16 protein-coding genes are annotated in these 16,693 nt (G+C 61.2%); 5 read left to right on the top strand and 11 right to left on the bottom strand.

Features of this window, described 5'->3' with window-relative positions:
- Positions 1-73 precede the first annotated feature (73 nt).
- Positions 74-1,273, top strand: a complete 1,200-nt coding sequence (gene mtnK, locus SPG90_RS01540) for an S-methyl-5-thioribose kinase (protein WP_047173404.1) — start codon at positions 74-76, stop codon at positions 1,271-1,273.
- A 103-nt stretch (positions 1,274-1,376) separates the two neighbouring features.
- On the opposite strand, the gene SPG90_RS01535 is transcribed toward mtnK, so the two are convergent.
- The 4 genes from SPG90_RS01535 to SPG90_RS01520 form a co-directional block, all read right to left on the bottom strand.
- On the bottom strand, positions 1,377-2,618 hold the full coding sequence (locus SPG90_RS01535) for an LVIVD repeat-containing protein (protein WP_213750975.1): 1,242 nt from the start codon (positions 2,616-2,618) through the stop codon (positions 1,377-1,379).
- A 129-nt stretch (positions 2,619-2,747) separates the two neighbouring features.
- Positions 2,748-3,812, bottom strand: a complete 1,065-nt coding sequence (locus tag SPG90_RS01530) for a sugar ABC transporter substrate-binding protein (protein WP_042715243.1) — start codon at positions 3,810-3,812, stop codon at positions 2,748-2,750.
- 20 nt (positions 3,813-3,832) lie between these two features.
- Positions 3,833-4,828 (bottom strand): ABC transporter permease, encoded by a 996-nt coding sequence (locus tag SPG90_RS01525; RefSeq protein ID WP_023310717.1) that lies wholly within the window; start codon positions 4,826-4,828, stop codon positions 3,833-3,835.
- Positions 4,825-6,327 (bottom strand): sugar ABC transporter ATP-binding protein, encoded by a 1,503-nt coding sequence (locus SPG90_RS01520; RefSeq protein WP_239632092.1) that lies wholly within the window; start codon positions 6,325-6,327, stop codon positions 4,825-4,827. Before SPG90_RS01520 ends, SPG90_RS01525 begins: the two co-directional genes overlap by 4 nt.
- A 159-nt stretch (positions 6,328-6,486) precedes the next feature.
- Between SPG90_RS01520 and SPG90_RS01515 the strand changes: the two genes are divergently transcribed.
- The 4 genes from SPG90_RS01515 (at position 6,487) to SPG90_RS01500 (ending at position 9,241) form a co-directional block, all read left to right on the top strand.
- Complete coding sequence (locus SPG90_RS01515) at positions 6,487-7,575, top strand: oxidoreductase (RefSeq protein WP_126302902.1); 1,089 nt, start codon at positions 6,487-6,489, stop codon at positions 7,573-7,575.
- A gap of 57 nt (positions 7,576-7,632) precedes the next feature.
- Positions 7,633-8,376, top strand: coding sequence for an SDR family NAD(P)-dependent oxidoreductase (locus SPG90_RS01510; protein ID WP_032661029.1), 744 nt, complete (start codon positions 7,633-7,635; stop codon positions 8,374-8,376).
- 183 nt (positions 8,377-8,559) lie between these two features.
- Positions 8,560-8,865: a type II toxin-antitoxin system RelE family toxin gene (locus tag SPG90_RS01505; RefSeq protein WP_023310713.1), complete on the top strand. Its 306-nt coding sequence runs from the start codon at positions 8,560-8,562 to the stop codon at positions 8,863-8,865.
- Entirely contained in the window at positions 8,837-9,241 is a 405-nt protein-coding gene (locus tag SPG90_RS01500) for a helix-turn-helix domain-containing protein (protein WP_126302903.1), read from the top strand. The genes SPG90_RS01505 and SPG90_RS01500 overlap by 29 nt, the downstream gene beginning before the upstream one ends.
- Here SPG90_RS01500 and SPG90_RS01495 read toward each other — a convergent pair.
- From SPG90_RS01495 to entC, 7 genes are all read right to left on the bottom strand, one after another.
- The gene (locus tag SPG90_RS01495; RefSeq protein ID WP_006809671.1) at positions 9,238-9,435 is read right to left on the bottom strand and encodes a YbdD/YjiX family protein; all 198 of its coding nucleotides are present in this window, start codon (positions 9,433-9,435) and stop codon (positions 9,238-9,240) included. The two genes, SPG90_RS01500 and SPG90_RS01495, sit on opposite strands and share 4 nt — an antisense overlap.
- A 96-nt stretch (positions 9,436-9,531) precedes the next feature.
- Entirely contained in the window at positions 9,532-11,637 is a 2,106-nt protein-coding gene (cstA, locus tag SPG90_RS01490; protein WP_023310711.1) for a pyruvate/proton symporter CstA, read from the bottom strand.
- Positions 11,638-11,786: 149 nt separating this feature from the next.
- A complete protein-coding gene (gene entH / locus SPG90_RS01485; RefSeq protein ID WP_213750972.1) occupies positions 11,787-12,200 on the bottom strand; it encodes a proofreading thioesterase EntH in 414 nt (137 codons plus the stop codon).
- Position 12,201: 1 nt separating this feature from the next.
- Positions 12,202-12,957 carry a 2,3-dihydro-2,3-dihydroxybenzoate dehydrogenase EntA gene (gene entA / locus SPG90_RS01480; RefSeq protein ID WP_032668097.1) on the bottom strand — a complete coding sequence of 252 codons (756 nt, stop codon included), beginning with the start codon at positions 12,955-12,957 and terminating at the stop codon, positions 12,202-12,204.
- Entirely contained in the window at positions 12,954-13,808 is an 855-nt protein-coding gene (locus SPG90_RS01475; RefSeq protein WP_322407869.1) for an isochorismatase, read from the bottom strand. The genes entA and SPG90_RS01475 overlap by 4 nt, the downstream gene beginning before the upstream one ends.
- A gap of 10 nt (positions 13,809-13,818) precedes the next feature.
- Positions 13,819-15,429 carry a (2,3-dihydroxybenzoyl)adenylate synthase EntE gene (gene entE, locus SPG90_RS01470; RefSeq protein ID WP_258756618.1) on the bottom strand — a complete coding sequence of 537 codons (1,611 nt, stop codon included), beginning with the start codon at positions 15,427-15,429 and terminating at the stop codon, positions 13,819-13,821.
- Positions 15,430-15,438: 9 nt separating this feature from the next.
- Positions 15,439-16,614 carry an isochorismate synthase EntC gene (gene entC, locus SPG90_RS01465; protein WP_322407868.1) on the bottom strand — a complete coding sequence of 392 codons (1,176 nt, stop codon included), beginning with the start codon at positions 16,612-16,614 and terminating at the stop codon, positions 15,439-15,441.
- Positions 16,615-16,693: the final 79 nt, after the last annotated feature.

Raw genomic sequence — 16,693 nt, 5'->3', positions numbered from 1 at the left:
CATTGTGTCAGGATGAAATCCAGATGTATAGACGTCTACATGTCTTAATTTAAAAACTCGTGAGGAGCAGGCCATGTCGCAATACCGTACCTTTACCGCTCAGGATGCCGTGGAGTATGCCAGGCAGTTTGGCGGACTTGACGATCCTTCATCGCTGGTAGAGGCGCAGGAGATTGGCGACGGCAACCTCAATCTGGTCTTTAAAATTTTCGACAGCGCGGGCGTGAGCCGCATCGTCGTTAAGCAGGCGCTACCCTACGTGCGCTGCGTCGGCGAGTCCTGGCCGCTGACGCTGGACCGCGCCCGTCTGGAGGCGCAAACCCTAGTCGAGCACTACCGGCACAGCCCGCAGCACACCGTGAAAATCCACCACTTCGATCCGGAGCTGGCGGTGATGATGATGGAAGATCTCTCCAGCCATCGCATCTGGCGCGGCGAGCTGATCAAAAATAATTATTACCCGCTGGCGGCGCGTCAGCTGGGTGAATACCTCGCGCACGCGCTGTTCTACACCAGCGATTTCTACCTGCACCCGCACGAGAAGAAAGCGCAGGTGGCGAAATTCATCAACCCGGAGATGTGCGAGATCACCGAAGATCTGTTCTTCAACGATCCGTACCAGATCCACGAGCGCAACAGCTACCCGGCCGAGCTGGAAAATGACGTCGCGGCCCTGCGCGACGACGCTCAGCTTAAAATTGCCGTGGCCTCCCTGAAGCATCGCTTCTTCTCGCACGCCGAAGCGCTCCTGCACGGCGATATTCACAGCGGCTCGATTTTTGTGGCCGACGGCAGCCTGAAGGCCATCGACGCCGAGTTCGGCTACTTTGGCCCGATTGGCTTTGACGTCGGCACCGCCATCGGCAACCTGCTGCTGAACTTCTGCGGGCTGCCGGGGCACCTGGGCATTCGCGATGCCGCCGCCGCGCGCGAGCAGCGCCTGACCGATATTCAGGAGCTGTGGAACACCTTCGCGGAACGCTTCCAGGCGCTGGCAAACGAGAAAACGCGCGACGCCGCGCTCGGCGCGCCGGGCTATGCCTCCGCGTTCCTGAAAAAGGTCTGGCATGACGCCATCGGCTTCTGCGGCACCGAGCTCATTCGCCGCAGCGTCGGGCTTTCCCACGTGGCGGATATCGACACCATCCAGGACGAGGCGATGCGCCACGAGTGCCTGCGCCACGCGATAACGCTCGGTAAAGCGCTGATTGTCATTGCCGACCGCATCGATAGCGCGGAAGATCTGGTGGCACGAGTGCGGCAGTACAGCTGAGTGCCGGCTTTGTGCCCGGTGGCGCTGCGCTTACCGGGCCTACGATTCTGATTTTCTCCCTCTCCCTGTGGGAGAGGGCCGGGGTGAGGGCATCAAACTGCGCTTACCCCAAATACTCAATCACCGACAGCCCGCCGTTATAATCCGTGCTGTAGATAATTCCCTGTGCATCCACAAACACGTCACACGACTGGATCACCTGCGGGCGATTCGGGCGGGTATCCATCATTTTCTCCGGTGCCGCAGGCACCAGCGCGCCGGTTTCCACCGGACGATACGGATTGGAAATGTCATACGCGCGCACGCCCGCGTTCTGATACGTCGCAAAAATCAGCGTCGAGCTGACGAAGCTCCCCGGCCGGTTCTCGTGCAGGTTATGCGGCCCGAAATGCGCACCTTTCGCCACATAGTCGGTTTCATCCGGCTGCGGGAAGGTCGAGATGCTCACCGGGTTCGACGGCTCGCGGATATCAAACAGCCAGATCAGCTTTTCGCCGTCCTCCTGGTTATCCAGCACCGCTTCGTCCAGCACCACCAGCAAATCGCGGTCCGGCAGCGGCAGCGCGGTGTGCGTCCCGCCGCCAAACGGCGGGCTCCAGTTGCGGTGGCTAATCAGCTTCGGCCGGGTGCGGTCCTTCACGTCCAGCAGCGTCAGGCCGCCGTCGCGCCAGCTGCCGTAGGCGGTATCGCCCGCGATAATCGCGTGGTGCAGCGCGTAGCGTTTCCCTTCCGGCCAGTTCGGCTTCTCCCCTTCCGCCTGGTTCATCCCCGGCAGCCACCAGCGCCCCGCCACTTCAGGCTTGCGCGGGTCCGCCAGGTCGATGGTCAGAAAGATGTAGTCGGTAAAGCCGTCAATGAGTGCTGAAACGTAGGCCCAGCGTCCGCCGACGTACCAGATGCGGTGAATGCCGATGCCGCTCAGCGACAGAAAGCCGATTTCGCGCGGCCTGTCGGGCTTGGAGATATCAAATACGCGCAGCCCGGCGCTCCAGCCTTTGTCCTGCACGTCGCTAACGGTCTCCCCCACCTGGCGGGTGTAGTAGACCTTCTCGTCGGCAAAGCGGGCATCGGCAAAAAGATCCCGCGCGTTGATGACCAGCAGGAGATCGTCATGCGCCTGCAGGTGCACGTTCCAGGTGCCGGGCGGCGCGGGCACGTAGCCCGCCGCTTTCGGGTTCTTCGGGTCGCGCACGTCGACAATCGAAAAGCCCTGCGACACCATATGGCCGATATAGGCGAAACCGCGATGCACCATCAGCTGTACGCCGTCCGGACGACCGCCCTGATCGCTATGGCCAATCAGCCGCATATTGCGGCTGTATTCGGGTGGGGGTAGTTGAGACACCTTGAACTCCTTTCGCCCGTTGGCGCTACGCTTACCGGGCCTACGGGTACTGTTGGTTTTCCCCCTCTCCCTGCGGGAGAGGGCCGGGGTGAGGGCGTCAGGCCGCACCTGACGCCACCCGGCCTGATTTTATTTATTTTTCGCTTCCAGCGTCGCAAACCATGGCGCGATAAAATCTTCCGTCTGGCCCCAGCCCGGAATGATTTTCCCCAGCGACGCCACGTTCACCGGGCCCGGCTGGGCGGTCAGCAGCGCCTGAGGAATGGCCGCCGCTTTGAAATCGTAGGTCGCTGGCGTCGCTTCCCCGGCAATCTTGTTCGCCACCAGACGCACGTTGGTCGCTCCAATCAGCTTCGGATCCACCGCCACGCTCACTTTCCACGGGCTGCCCGGCTCGCGCATCAGCTGCAGATCCTGGTTGGAGATGTCGATGCTGTAGAGCTTGATTTCGGTGCGGCCGTTCTCTTTCAGCGCCTTATACGCGCCCTGGCTGAAGGCGTCCCACGTGCCCCAGATGGCGTCGATTTTGCCTTTCGGATATTTCGCGAGGATCGCACCCACCTTGTTGGCGGTATCGCCCTGCACGTCAGAGGAAACGGCGCCGATAGATTCCAGCTCTTTGATGTCCGGATACTGCTTTTGCAGCTCTTTATAGGCCGCCTGACGACGCTCCATCGGCGGGAAGCCCGCCACCCACAGCTTGACGATATTGGCCTTGCCGTTGAAATCTTTCGCCAGCTGGCCGAAGGAGAGGTTCGTCAGGGAGGCATCGTCCTGCTGGGTGACGGTTACGCCCGGGATCTCGCCGTTAACCGCCGTATCAAAGACTGAAACTTTGATCCCGGCATCCACCGCTTTCTTCACCAGCGCGGTGGAGTACGGATCGCGCCCCTGAGAGAGAATAATCCCGTCATATTTCTGGCTGATGGCCTGGTTCACGAAGTCCTGGAATTTGGCGTCGTCCCCGTTGCTTAAAAAGGTGCTGACCTTAAAGCCGAGCTTTTTCCCTTCCTGAATTGCCCCGGCAATAAACTGCGTGGTGTTGTCGTCTGAGCCGAGGTTACGGATCACCGCGATGCGGATCGGGCCGTCATGGTTCGCAATGGCAGCCGGAAGCGGCGCGGGCGTAGCCGCGAAGCCTGGCAGAGCAGTGAGCAACCCAAGTGCCACCAAAGAGAGTGCAATCTTTTTCATTTTTTTATCCCGTTGTGTTGTCAGCGTTTTTGTATGTAGGTAATCGCCAGCGCTACCGCGAGCACCAGCCCTTTTATAATGTCCATGGCGTAGTACGGCACGGATAGCATCACCAGCCCGTTCGACAGCACGCCGAGAATGACCGCTCCGACCAGGGTTCCCAGCGCGTTCGGCTTGCCGGAGCCTGCCAGGGAGAAGCCAATCCACGCCGCCGCCACCGCATCCATCAGGTATCCGCCGCCCGCATTTACCTGCGACGAACCGATGCGCGAAGCCAACAAAATCCCGCCCAGTCCCGCCAGCAGAGAGGCAATCACGTAGGCCGCCACCTTGTAGCGCGTGGTACGAATGCCGGAGAGACGCGCGGCTTCGGGGTTGCCGCCGATGGCGTACATCCGGCGCCCGTGAGTGGTCAACGAGAGGCCCAGCTGCGCCAGCACGGTCACCACCAGCATGACGATAACGATGGTCGGCACCTGCCCCAGCAGGCTGAACGCCACCGGAATAGTGCCTTCCGCCATGTCGCCGCTCGGCAGCACCATGTTCTCGGTAATCGACCCGCCGTAGCTGTAGGTCATCGCCACGCCCTGAATGACGAACAGGCTGGCAAGCGTCGCGAGCATGTCAGGAATACGCAGGATGACGATCAGGAAGGCGTTAAACAGCCCCACCAGCGTGCAGAGCGCGAGGGTGATCAGAATCGACTCGGTGGTACCCAAGCCGTGCCAGACGAAAAGTGAAACCACCAGCGCGTTCGCCAGCGAGGCGGTGGATCCGACGGAGAGATCGAACCCGCCGATGGTCAACGAGATCGACACGCCAATGGCAATCACCGTCACGATGGCAATCGAGCGCAGAATGTTGATGATGTTGTTCGGATCGAGGAAGCTGTCCGACGCCAGGCCAAAGACGGCCACCAGCGCGACGACGGTCAACAGCATGCCCCACCTGTAGAGAAAATCGAAAATCTGCTGGCGGCCAGACGCCGCCGCGTTCACTGAAAGGGCCTTGCTCACGACGCCGTTCCTCCGGTTGAATAATAAAGTAGTGTCTCTTCGCGGGCCTCGGCCCCGGCGATTTCCGCCACGATGCGCCCGTCCCACAGCACGCAGATGCGGTCGCACAACCCGACCAGTTCGGCAAATTCGCCCGAAGCGTAAATCACCCCTTTGCCCTCGCGCGCCAGGCCGTCAATAAGCTGGAACAGATCGGTTTTGGCCTTCACGTCCACGCCTTTGGTCGGCTCGTCGAAGATCAGCACGCTGGCGTCATTGCGCAGCCATTTACCGATGGCAACCTTCTGCTGGTTGCCGCCGGAGAGACGGCGCAGCACCTGCCCCGGCCCACGCGCGCGCACGCCGACGCGGGCTATCACCTCTTCCGCCCAGCGCCACGCCTGACGATGGCCAAACAGGCTCCAGCGCGAGAAGCTGTTATCCGCCGTTACCGCCAGGTTCATGCTCACCGGTTCGTCGATAAAAATGCCCTCTTTGCGCCGCTCCTCCGGCACCAGCGCCAGACCGCGCAGCACGGAGTCGGCCGGGTCGCACGGCTGCCAGGATTGATGATTCAGCTCACCGCGCGCCACGCGGCTTTTGGTGGCGCCAAACAGCGCCTTGCAGAGTTCGGTTTTCCCCGCGCCCGCCAGCCCGGCAATCCCGAGGATTTCGCCTTTGCGCAGGTGCAGGGAGATATCTTTCAGCAGCGCGTCGTCATGCAGACCTTCCACCCGCAGCAGCGTCTCTTCGCCGTGCGGCGGCCTCGCGGGCGGATAGATATCGCTCAGCACGTGGCCGAGCATCTTCTCGACGATCGCTTCGCCGCTAAGATCGGCCATCGGACCGGACTCGATCAGCTTGCCGTCGCGGAGCACCGTCAGGGTGTCGCAGATGGCCTTCAGCTCGTGAATGCGGTGAGAGATAAACACCACGCCGATGCCCTGCTGCTTTAAGCGTCTCACCACCCCAAACAGGCGCTCGCTCTCATGCGCGTCCAGCGGCGCGGTGGGCTCATCAAGAATCAAAAAACGGCAGTGGTGGGACAAGGCGCGTGCCAGCAAAATCTGCTGCTTTTCGGCCAGCGAACAGCCGTCGATGGAACGGCGAACGTCCAGCGTCACGTCGAGCTGCGCCAGCGCCTGTCTCGCCTGCTGGCGGATCGCGCGCCAGCTGAAACGATGCCCCGGCTGCGCCAGCTGGTCGAGCATGATGTTTTCGGCGATGCTTAACCCCGGGATCAGCGCCACGTCCACCTCCTGCTGCACGAGGTGGATCCCCAGCCGTTTGGCGTCAAGCGGTTCGCGGATGCTCACCGGCTGGTTGTTGATGCTGATCTCGCCCTCATAGTGGTCGTGCGTGCCGCACAGCACCGCCATCAGCGTCGATTTCCCCGCGCCGTTGGCGCCGGTCAGCGCGTGTACGGATCCGCCGGTTAAGGTGAAATTCACGCGCGACAGCGCCTGAAAGCCGGAAAAGGCCAGGCTGATACCGCGCATCTCAAGGCGACTGGAAACCATCCGCGTAAATCCTTCATTACTCTTCTGATTTATCGAATTTTTCACAGCTCCGGTTGACTGACAACGACGGAAAAGGCATAAGTTAAAGCGAAATATTATTAGCCATCCGGATGTCCAGACATAACATCGGGTTAGCGCTTCCGCAAAAAGGACACCATCATGAGCAACACCGATATCCGCGTCGTGCCTGGCCCGGCGAACTACTTATCTCATCCCGGAAGCCTTGCGAGGCTGGATAACTTCTTTACCCCGGAACAGCTTTCCCGCGCGGTGTGGATTTACGGCGAGCGCGCTATCGAAGGCGCGCGCCCTTTCCTGCCGGAGAGCTTTAACGCGCCGGGGGCGAAACGCCTGCTGTTTAAAGGCCACTGCAGCGAGCGCGACGTCACCCATCTGGTGAATGAATCCGGCAGCGACGCCAGCGTGGTGATTGGCGTCGGCGGCGGCGCGGTGATGGATACCGTCAAGGCCGTGGCGCGCCGCTTAGGGGTGCCGTTCGTGGGCATCCCCACCATTGCCGCCACCTGCGCGGCGTGGACCCCGCTCTCCGTCTGGTACAACGATGCCGGTCAGGCGCTGCATTTTGAGATCTTCGACGACGCCAACTTCCTGGTGCTGGTGGAGCCGCAGATCGTCCTTAACGCCCCGGCGGAGTATCTGCTGGCGGGCATCGGCGATACGCTGGCGAAGTGGTACGAAGCGGTGGTATTGGCACCTGAGCCGGAGAACCTGCCGCTGACCGTGCGGCTGGGCATCAACGGCGCGCTGGCGATCCGCGACGTGCTGCTGGCGCGCAGCGAAGAGGCGCTGGCCGACCAGCAGCGCGGCGAACAGACGCAGGCGTTTCGGGACGTGGTCGATGCAATCATCGCCGGCGGCGGAATGGTTGGCGGCCTGGGCGAGCGCTATACCCGCGTGGCGGCGGCGCATGCGGTACACAACGGCTTAACCGTGCTGCCGCAGACGGAAAAATACCTGCACGGCACCAAGGTAGCCTACGGGATTCTGGTGCAGAGCGCCCTGCTCGGCCAGGACGACGTGCTGGCGCAGCTGGTCGCGGCGTACCAGCGTTTTAACCTGCCGACCACGCTGCGCGAGCTGGACGTCGACATCAATAACCGCGACGAGCTGGATCGGGTCATCGCCCACACCCTGCGCCCGGTGGAGTCGATTCACTATTTACCTGTTACGTTAACGCCTGACGTTCTGCGCGCCGCGTTTGAGAAAGTGGAATCCTTCAGCCGTTAATCGCCCCGACAGGCTATACCTAATGATGATTCTTACCACTCTCGTAACGAGGTCATCATGCAGATCGATTTAACAGGTAAAAAGGCGCTGGTTACCGGTGCCAGCCGCGGGCTGGGTCGTGCGATTGCCCTGTCGCTGGCGCGCGCCGGTGCGGATGTGATTATTACGTATGAAAAATCTGCCGATAAAGCCCAGGCGGTCGCCGATGAGATTAAGGCGCTGGGGCGCCACAGCGAAGCCGTGCAGGCCGACAGCGCCAGCGCGCAGGCGATTCAGGATGCCGTCACCCATGCGGCGCGTTCTCTTGGCGGGCTGGACATTCTGGTCAACAACGCCGGGATCGCGCGCGGCGGCCCGCTGGAGTCCATGACGCTGGCGGACATTGACGCCCTTATCAACGTCAATATTCGCGGCGTGGTGATCGCCATTCAGGAAGCGCTGGTGCACATGTCCGACGGCGGGCGCATTATCAACATCGGAAGCTGTCTGGCAAACCGCGTGGCGCAGCCGGGCATTGCCGTTTACTCGATGACCAAATCGGCGCTGAATTCCCTCACCCGCGGGCTGGCTCGTGATTTAGGGCCGCGCGGCATTACCGTTAACCTGGTGCACCCCGGCCCCACCAACAGCGATATGAACCCGGAAGACGGGGAACAGGCTGACTCTCAGCGTCAGCTTATTGCTTTGGGTCATTACGGTCAGCCGGAAGACGTCGCGGCGGCGGTCACGTTTCTTGCCAGCCCGGCGGCCGGGCAGATCTCCGGTACCGGCCTGGACGTGGACGGCGGTTTGAACGCCTGATCGCAATCTCCCTGCAAGCCTCTGTCGCCCGGCAGAGGCGTTTCCGAGCGCCCTCGACGGTTCGCGTTTTGCCGCTTTCTCCGGTTATTTTACCGCTCTACAGTATCCCATTAGAAATTCGGAATTTATCTAATAGCCTTATTATTTCCTTATACTTTGTGTGGGCGTACAGTGGAGGTACGGATGAAGATTGTCTGGTCAAATGGTGCAAAAAAGGCATTTTCCAGAATTGACGAGCGATATCAGCGTCGAATTGAGGTAAAGCTCTCCGAGCTGGATGACAGCTCGGCTCCCCGGCCCGATATCAAAAAAATATCGACGACAGAAAATCATTTCCGGCTTCGCGTAGGCGATTACCGCATCGTCTATACGCTTCGGGACGCTCCCGATGACCATTGTTATGTTTTGGCCGTCAAGCGCAGAACTTCAACGACTTACCTGCATGAGGAGAGTGCCAACTATGGCTGTACAGCTAATCAAGGACGATAATGGGAAAACGCAGTACGTCGTTATTCCCTATCACGAATATTTTCGTATGCTCTTACAGATGACAGAAATTGACGACGAAACCGATGACGATCTGGAGGATATTGAAGTCGAACACGATAGTCTGGATGACGTGGAATTGCCGGGAGAAGTATGCAGCATCATGACCTGGCAGAACGTCAGCCTGCAGGCCGCGTGGCGTATCCTGCGCGGCATGTCCCAGCAGGAGGTGGCGGAAAAACTCGGCATCACCCAGTCCGCCGTGTCGCAGCTGGAAGCGCTCGACTCCCGTCCGCAAAAGCGCACCCGTGAAAAGCTGGCGGCGATCTACGGCTGCAAGCAGGAACAGATCAGCCTCTATTTACCGAAAGAGGGTTAACAGCACTTCGCCCCGCCCTTGCCGCCGTAGCGGGCATCCTGGCGGTCGCGGAAAAATTCTTCGTAGGTCATGGGCGTCTGGTCCGGATGGTTAACGCGCATATGCTCGACGTAATTGTCGTAGTCCGGCACGCCAATCATCATTTTGGCGGCCTGGCCCAGGTACTTACCTGCTTTGGAAAGGGTGTCGAACATAATCAGTTTCTCGTTTGTTTCCGGCCATCTCCCAAAGGGAAAGGCCGGAGAAGAAATGTGTGCCGGGTAAGGCGAAGCCGCCACCCGGCACACAGGTTAGTGCGCCCCTTTCGCCTGGGTCACAATCTCTTCCAGGTTTTCAGGCATCGGCTCGTACGGCGTCTCTTTCGCCGTTGGCTTATCGTTTTTCAACGCCGCCAGCGCGGTTTTCAGAGAATACAACGCCAGCACCACGACCACCACCATAAAGAAGATGGTCAGCCCGGCGTCCAGACGGTTGTTAAACACCAGCTGAGACAGCTGGGACTCGGTGTACTGCGCCGGGATCTTACCGCTGTCGATCATCGCCTGGAATTTGTTGGCAATCGCCAGGAAGCCCACCTTGTTGTCCGGACTGAAGGCCTTCTGCCAGCCCGCCGTCAGGGTACAGATCAGCAGCCACGCGGTTGGCACCAGTGCCACCCACGCGTAACGCTGGCGCTTCATCTTGAACAGCACCACCGCGCAGAGCATCAGCGCCATGCCCGCCAGCATCTGGTTGGCGATACCAAACAGCGGCCACAGGGTGTTAATTCCGCCCAGCGGATCAACCACGCCCTGGTGCAGGAAGTATCCCCACGCCAGCACGCACAGCGCCGTCGCCAGCAGGTTAGCCGGGAGCGAATCGGTACGCTTCAGGTTCGGGGAGATCACCCCCAGCAGGTCCTGCAGCATAAAGCGCGCCGCGCGGGTACCCGCATCTACCGCCGTCAGGATAAACAGCGCCTCGAACAGGATGGCGAAGTGATACCAGAACGACACGTCCATCAGCCCGCCCAGCGCGCCGTGCAGGATGTAGGCCATCCCCACTGCCAGCGTCGGCGCCCCGCCCGCACGGGAGATAATCGACTGCTCGCCCACTTCACTGGCGATGCTCGTCAACGTATCAGGGGTAATCGCAAAGCCCCAGCCGCTCACTACCTGCGCGGCGGACGCCACCACGTCAACGGTACCAGCCGGTGCCAGTACCGCCATCGGGCTGTTCATCGCGAAATACACGCCCGGGTCGATGATGCAGGCAGAGACCAGCGCCATGATGGCGACAAAGGATTCCATCAGCATGCCGCCGTAGCCGATCAGGCAGGCCTGATTTTCATTCGCCAGCATCTTCGGCGTGGTGCCGGAAGCGATCAGCGCGTGGAAGCCCGACACCGCGCCGCAGGCGATGGTGATAAACAGGAACGGGAAGAGGTTGCCGGTCCAGACCGGGCCGGTACCGTCGATGAATTTGGTTAACGCAGGCATGGTCAGGGTCGGGCGCATAATCAGAATGCCGATCGCTAGCCCGACGATGGTGCCGATTTTCAGGAACGTAGAGAGATAGTCACGCGGAGCCAGCAGCAGCCATACCGGCAGCACCGCCGCCACAAAGCCGTAGCCCACCAGCATCCAGGTCAGCTGGACGCCGGTAAAGTCGAAGAACGGCGCCCAGGTCGGGCTTTCCGCCACCCAGCCGCCGGAGATAATGGCGAACACCAGGAATACCAGGCCAATTACCGACACCTCACCAATGCGGCCCGGGCGCAGGTAGCGAATATAGATCCCCATAAACAGCGCCAGCGGAATGGTGAAGGCAACGGTATAGGTCCCCCACGGGCTGTGGGTCAGCGCTTTCACCACGATCATCGCCAGCACCGCGAGGATGATCACCATGATCATAAAGGTCGCCACCAGCGCAATTACCCCGGCGGTTGCCCCCATCTCCTCTTTCACCAGCTCACCCAACGAACGCCCGTCGCGGCGGGTCGAGACGAACAGCACCATAAAGTCCTGCACCGCGCCCGCCAGCACCACGCCCGCGAGGATCCAGATCATCCCCGGCAGGTAGCCCATCTGAGCTGCCAGCACCGGCCCCACCAGCGGACCCGCTCCGGCAATCGCCGCAAAATGGTGACCGAACAGCACTTTTTTGTCGGTCGGCACGTAGTCCAGCCCGTCGTTATGGCGGACGGCAGGCGTCATGCGCGTAGCGTCAACGGCCAGAACGTTCTTCGCGATATAGCGGCCATAAAAACGGTACGCGATCAGATAAATGCAGACGGAGGCGACGACGATCCAGAGCGCATTGATCTGTTCCCCCCGGTTGAGGGCGATATAGCCCAGGGCAAAGGCTCCCACAACGGAGAGCCCTGCCCATATAAGGTATTTCCCTGAGTTGTTCATAGTTGTTGTCCGTTGTTGTGAAACAGTGAGATGTTACATTTTGTTTCTAGAACAACCGGAAAAATTTAACAACTTTGAAACGCAATAATGCGTGGTCAAACCAGAGATTTACACCACAGTGTTAAGCCGATCACTTTGATCTGCCTGGCTTAGCCCAACACCATCGTGCTCAACCGACAGGTGCAGCACCGCCGCCCCTGCTCGTCGAATACCACAATCTCCCAGCTCTGGCTCGAACGCCCCAGATGCAGCGGCTGGCAAACGCCGCGCACTTTGCCGTGAGAGACCGCACGATGGTGCGTGGCGTTAAGCTCCGTCCCCACCACGCTCTGCCCGTCGCGGGTCATCAGAAAACCGGCCATCGACCCCAGCGTTTCCGCCAGCGCCGCCGACGCGCCGCCGTGCAGCAGGCCAAACGGCTGATGGGTACGCGCATCCACCGGCATCTCCGCTTCCAGCGTGTCGTCACCGAGGCGGGTATAGACGATACCGAGATGCGCCACCAGCGTATTCAGGCTGGTCGCGTTCAGCTCCTTGAGCGGTAAATGGCGTTTCCAGATCATCTTACGCCCCCAGCGTGGAGCCGCCGTCCACCACGATATCCTGCAGGGTGATATGGCTGGCGGCATCGGATGCAAGGAACAGCACCGTGCTGGCTATCTCCTGCGGACGAGCTATTTTGCCCAGCGGAATGCCAAGCTTGAACTGCTCGCCAAAGCCGCGAATACGCTGCTGCTCCGCGTCGTCGCTTTTCCACAGGGTGCGCTGCATATCGGTGTCCGTTGAGCCCGGCGACACCAGGTTACAGCGCACGCCGCTGCCCGCCAGCTCCAGCCCGACGGTCATAGCCAGGCTTTTCAGCGCCGCCTTCGACGCGCCATAGGCGCTCATGCCGATGCGCGGCGTGTGCGCCGCGTCGGACGCCACGGTGACTATCGCCCCGCCCTGCTGACGGCGGAACTGGCCCATCGTCTGCTGGAACAGGTTGAACGCGCCGCCGACGTTAACCGCGAAGGTCTGCTGCCAGTCCTCCTGCGAAAGCTGGTCCGTCGCCCCCATGCGCAGAATGCCCGCCGCGTTGACCAGCACGTCCAGCCGTTCAAGCGACGCCAGCGCGCGCCCGCACACCTCATGCACCTGCGCGGCATCCGCCACGTCCAGGGTTTCAGTGGCGAACGGATAATCGCCCAGCGGAAACGCCAGATCGAAGCCGGTCACCCGTGCGCCCGCCTCCACAAACGCCAGCGCCGTCGCGTAGCCAATCCCCTTACCCGCGCCCGTCACCCAGACGGTTTTACCGGTGAAATCCAGACCCATCACTTCACCTCGCGGGAGAGCAGCGCCCACCAGGCGTCGATTGTGGGATTTTTTGCCAGCATCACGAAGTCGATATCGCCGTGCACTTTGCGCCAGCGGGCGGCCAGCGCCATCATGCGCACCGAGTCCAGGCCGTAGTCGATCAGGTTTTCGTCATCCATCGGCTCGTCGGACTCGTCCAGCAGCGGCAGGATCAGCTCGCGCAGCGCGGCTTTGGTCGCCGGAACGGAAGGCAGCAGCTCGTTGGTCATCACTACGCGGCCCGAGCGCCCTGCTACGTAGTTCAGCGACATCAGATGCTCGTCGCGGGTGAAATCCGCCAGCGCGTCGGCGATAAAGAACGGCTTGATGTCGCGCATAAAGGCATCGGTGGCGGTGGTCATGCAGCCGATGTGGGCGTAGACGCCGGTAATCAGCAGCTGGTTGCGGCCCGTCTCTTTCAGCATCTGCTCCAGCGGCGAGCGGTGAAACGCGCTGTAGCGCCACTTCACCAGCACCGTGTCCGCTTCGTCCGGGGTCAGTTCACTTACAATGCGCTGCTGCTCCGGTGAGCGGGTCAGGCCTGGCCCCCACATGTCGTTCAGCAGGGCGCGCTCTTCGTCGCTCTGCTCTTTCGGCTGGGCGGTGTAGTAGACGGGAATATTGTGCGCTTTGCAGTAAGCGCGCAGTCTGGCGATATTCGCCACCACCTGCTGCATCATCGCGCTATTTTCGCCCCAGAAGTTCAGGAAATACTCCTGCATATCGTGGATTAGCAGCGCGGCGCACTCAGGCTCGAACGCCCAGTTCGCCTTGTTGGTCGGCAGATCTGCGGCGGTCGGCAGCGCGTAAGCGGTTAATTTTGGAATGGCCATACTCTATTCCTCAGCCCCGGGCGCGTTCAGCAAGCCACAGGCGCAACTGTTTCTTATCGACTTTACCGACCGGCGTTAGCGGGAGCGCATCCACGCTCTCCACGCGGTCCGGCAGCTTGAATTCGGCAACGCCCTGCTCGCGCAGGAAGCGGCGCACCTCGACCGCGCGCAGGGGCTGTTTCACCACCAGATACGCGCAGCTTTTTTCGCCCAGCAGGCTGTCCTCCATGCTCACCAGCGCGGCGTGGATCACCGACTCGTGGCGCAGCAGCAGGTTTTCAATCTCTTCGGCGGCGATCTTCTCGCCGCCGCGGTTGATCTGATCTTTCTCGCGCCCCTGCACGGTGATGTAGCCCTGCTCGTCAATGGCAATCAGATCGCCGGAGCAGTAAAAGCCGTCGGCGTCAAAGGCGCTGGCGTTGTGTTCCGGGCTGTTGAAATAGCCGCGGAAGGTATACGGCCCGCGCGTCATCAGACGCCCGACCTCACCGCGCGGCAGCGGGTTTCCGTGCTCGTCCGCCACCCAAACTTCGTCGTCCGGGCACATCGGGCGGCCCTGGGTGTTGATGATGCGTTCCGGCGCGTCGTCGAGCGCGGTGTAGTTCACCAGCCCTTCCGCCATGCCGAACACCTGTTGAAGCTGGCAGCCGATTTCCGCCGGAATGCGCGCCGCGAGCGTGGCGGAGAGACGTGCGCCCCCCACCTGCAGCAGCCTGAGGGATTTAAGCTGCGCGCTTCCCGCGCCGTCGGCAATCGCCTGCAGCCAGAGGCTCACCGCCGGAGGAACCAGCGAGGTGACGTTAATCTGATGCCGTTCAATCAGCGGGAAGCAGAGCGTGGCGCTCGGATCGTTCGCCAGCACCACGCAGCCGCCCGCGGTGAAAACGCCTAACGATCCCGGCGAACTCATGGCGTAGTTATGCGCCGCGGGCAGCGCGTTCAGGTAACGCGTATCGGCGGTGATGCCGCAAATCTCGTTGCTGCGGCGAATGCTGTAGTCGTAATCGTTGTGCGTGCGCGGGATCAGCTTCGGCGTGCCGGTGCTACCGCCGGAAAGCTGGAAAAACGCCACTTCGTCGGCGGGCGTTGGGTTCGGGATGAAATTGTCCGCCGGACGCGCAATCGCCGCTTCCAGGGCGTGTTCGTCCTTATCGCCGCGCAGCAGCACGACGCGAACCGAGCGGTGCGCATCCACAAAGGTGTTAAGAAAATCATCGCCCGCAAACAGCCCGTGGTCGCGATCGGCAATCAGCGCGGCGGGTTTGATCTGCTCCGCGTAAGCGTTCAGCTCGCTGCGCTGATGGCTAAAGAGCGCGTTCACCGGCGCGACGCCGATTTGCAGCAGCGCGAAGAAAGTGATGTAGAACTCGGCCACGTTTCCGAGCTGCACCAGCGCCGTCTCGCCGCGCTGCAGCCCGCGCGCCTGAAGAGCGGACGCCAGATTGTTTACCGCCTGATTAAACGCGCGGTAGGTGATGTGCCGCTCGCCGTCGATAATCGCCACGGCATCGCTGTCCGCACGATCCGTCAGGATGTGGGTCAGCGGCAGATCCTGCCAGTAGCCTTTTTCACGGTAGCGGCGGGCGAATTCCTCAGGCCAGCGGGTAAAGGGAATAGTCATGAGCGTTCCTTAGTGCAGGCCAAACACGTTAAGCATGGTGGAGAGCTTCACGCCCGTCTCGCGCCACTCGCCCACCGGCGAGGAGGCCGGCACAATGCCCGCGCCGGCAAACAGGCGAACGGTGTTTTTATGCAGACGCGCGCAGCGGATGGTCACCACCCACTCGCCGTTGCCTTCGCTGTCGCACCAGCCGACGATGCCGCCGAACAGCTCGCGGTCGAACGGCTCCAGCTCGGCAATCAGCTCTTTTGCCGCCTGATGCGGGAAGCCGCTCAGGGCCGGGGTCGGGTGCAGCAGGCAGGCCAGCGTCAGGGCGTTTTCGTTGTCACGCGCGTCACCTTCAACCGGCGTCGCCAAATGCCACAGCGTCGGCGTGGTGATGAGCTGCGGGGAAGACGGCATGCTCAGGTGGTGGCTGCGCGGTGCCAGAATGGCCTTCATCGCCTGGGTTACGAGATCGTGCTCGTGACGGTCTTTTTCGGAGGCGAGCAGCTTATTGCCCGCTTCGCGATCCAATACGTCGTCCGGCTGGCGGCGCGCGGAGCCTGCCAGCGGCAGCGAGCTAAAGTGCCTGCCCTCTTTGCGCAGCAGCAGTTCCGGGCTGGCTCCGAGCAGCACGCCGCCGTCCTCCAGCGGCACGTGGAAGTTAAAGCTCGCCGGGTTCTGGGCGATCAGCCGCTCCATCAGCGCACCGCTATCCATGTTTTTATCGGTGGCGATATCAATCAGGCGCGACAGCACTACCTTATTCACCTGCGGCGTGGCGGTGAGCGACGCGGCGCGCGCGACCATCTCTTCGAACACGGGCTGAGCGGGGATCTCGGTGCGCTGTTCCACCTTCAGCGCCTGCGCGCCGGAGAAATAGCGTGCGGACTGCTGACGTGCCGGACGGGAAAAGGTCTGCCAGCGCTGAGGAATAAACAGAGAAGATGTCTTGCGGGTATCGAACGGAATAGCCCCTACCATCACCGGATGAGCGATGCCGCTGGCTTTCGCATTCCGGAAGGCCTGGGCTAATTTTTGCTGGAAGTGCCCCGCCGGATCGTCGCCGCCGACGGCGGGTTCAGAGAAGCGGGCAAAACAGCCTGAGGTAGTAAAACTGCGGTAAGGCGACATAAAGAAAAAGCTGTCTGATTGCAGCGTGGTCGCGGTGTGCTGAACTTCCTCAGCCAGGGACGTGTCCATATCATCCTCCTCAAAATGATAAAAGAAGCAATAATGATTATCATTTATATTTTCGTCGGCTAACCTAATCCCACATCGC

This window comes from Enterobacter sp. D2 (assembly GCF_034427575.1).
GTDB lineage: Bacteria > Pseudomonadota > Gammaproteobacteria > Enterobacterales > Enterobacteriaceae > Enterobacter > Enterobacter cloacae_M.
This window is presented reverse-complemented; position numbering and strand designations above follow the sequence as displayed.

Excerpts from the sequence above, each read along its gene's own strand:
- mtnK (WP_047173404.1), top strand. The coding sequence starts at position 74 with ATGTCGCAATACCGTACCTTTACCGCTCAGGATGCCGTGGAGTATGCC.
- SPG90_RS01530 (WP_042715243.1), bottom strand. The coding sequence starts at position 3,812 with ATGAAAAAGATTGCACTCTCTTTGGTGGCACTTGGGTTGCTCACTGCT.
- SPG90_RS01520 (WP_239632092.1), bottom strand. The coding sequence starts at position 6,327 with ATGGTTTCCAGTCGCCTTGAGATGCGCGGTATCAGCCTGGCCTTTTCC.
- SPG90_RS01515 (WP_126302902.1), top strand. The coding sequence starts at position 6,487 with ATGAGCAACACCGATATCCGCGTCGTGCCTGGCCCGGCGAACTACTTA.
- SPG90_RS01510 (WP_032661029.1), top strand. The coding sequence starts at position 7,633 with ATGCAGATCGATTTAACAGGTAAAAAGGCGCTGGTTACCGGTGCCAGC.
- SPG90_RS01505 (WP_023310713.1), top strand. The coding sequence starts at position 8,560 with ATGAAGATTGTCTGGTCAAATGGTGCAAAAAAGGCATTTTCCAGAATT.
- SPG90_RS01500 (WP_126302903.1), top strand. The coding sequence starts at position 8,837 with ATGGCTGTACAGCTAATCAAGGACGATAATGGGAAAACGCAGTACGTC.
- SPG90_RS01495 (WP_006809671.1), bottom strand. The coding sequence starts at position 9,435 with ATGTTCGACACCCTTTCCAAAGCAGGTAAGTACCTGGGCCAGGCCGCC.
- cstA (WP_023310711.1), bottom strand. The coding sequence starts at position 11,637 with ATGAACAACTCAGGGAAATACCTTATATGGGCAGGGCTCTCCGTTGTG.
- entH (WP_213750972.1), bottom strand. The coding sequence starts at position 12,200 with ATGATCTGGAAACGCCATTTACCGCTCAAGGAGCTGAACGCGACCAGC.
- SPG90_RS01475 (WP_322407869.1), bottom strand. The coding sequence starts at position 13,808 with ATGGCCATTCCAAAATTAACCGCTTACGCGCTGCCGACCGCCGCAGAT.
- entE (WP_258756618.1), bottom strand. The coding sequence starts at position 15,429 with ATGACTATTCCCTTTACCCGCTGGCCTGAGGAATTCGCCCGCCGCTAC.
- entC (WP_322407868.1), bottom strand. The coding sequence starts at position 16,614 with ATGGACACGTCCCTGGCTGAGGAAGTTCAGCACACCGCGACCACGCTG.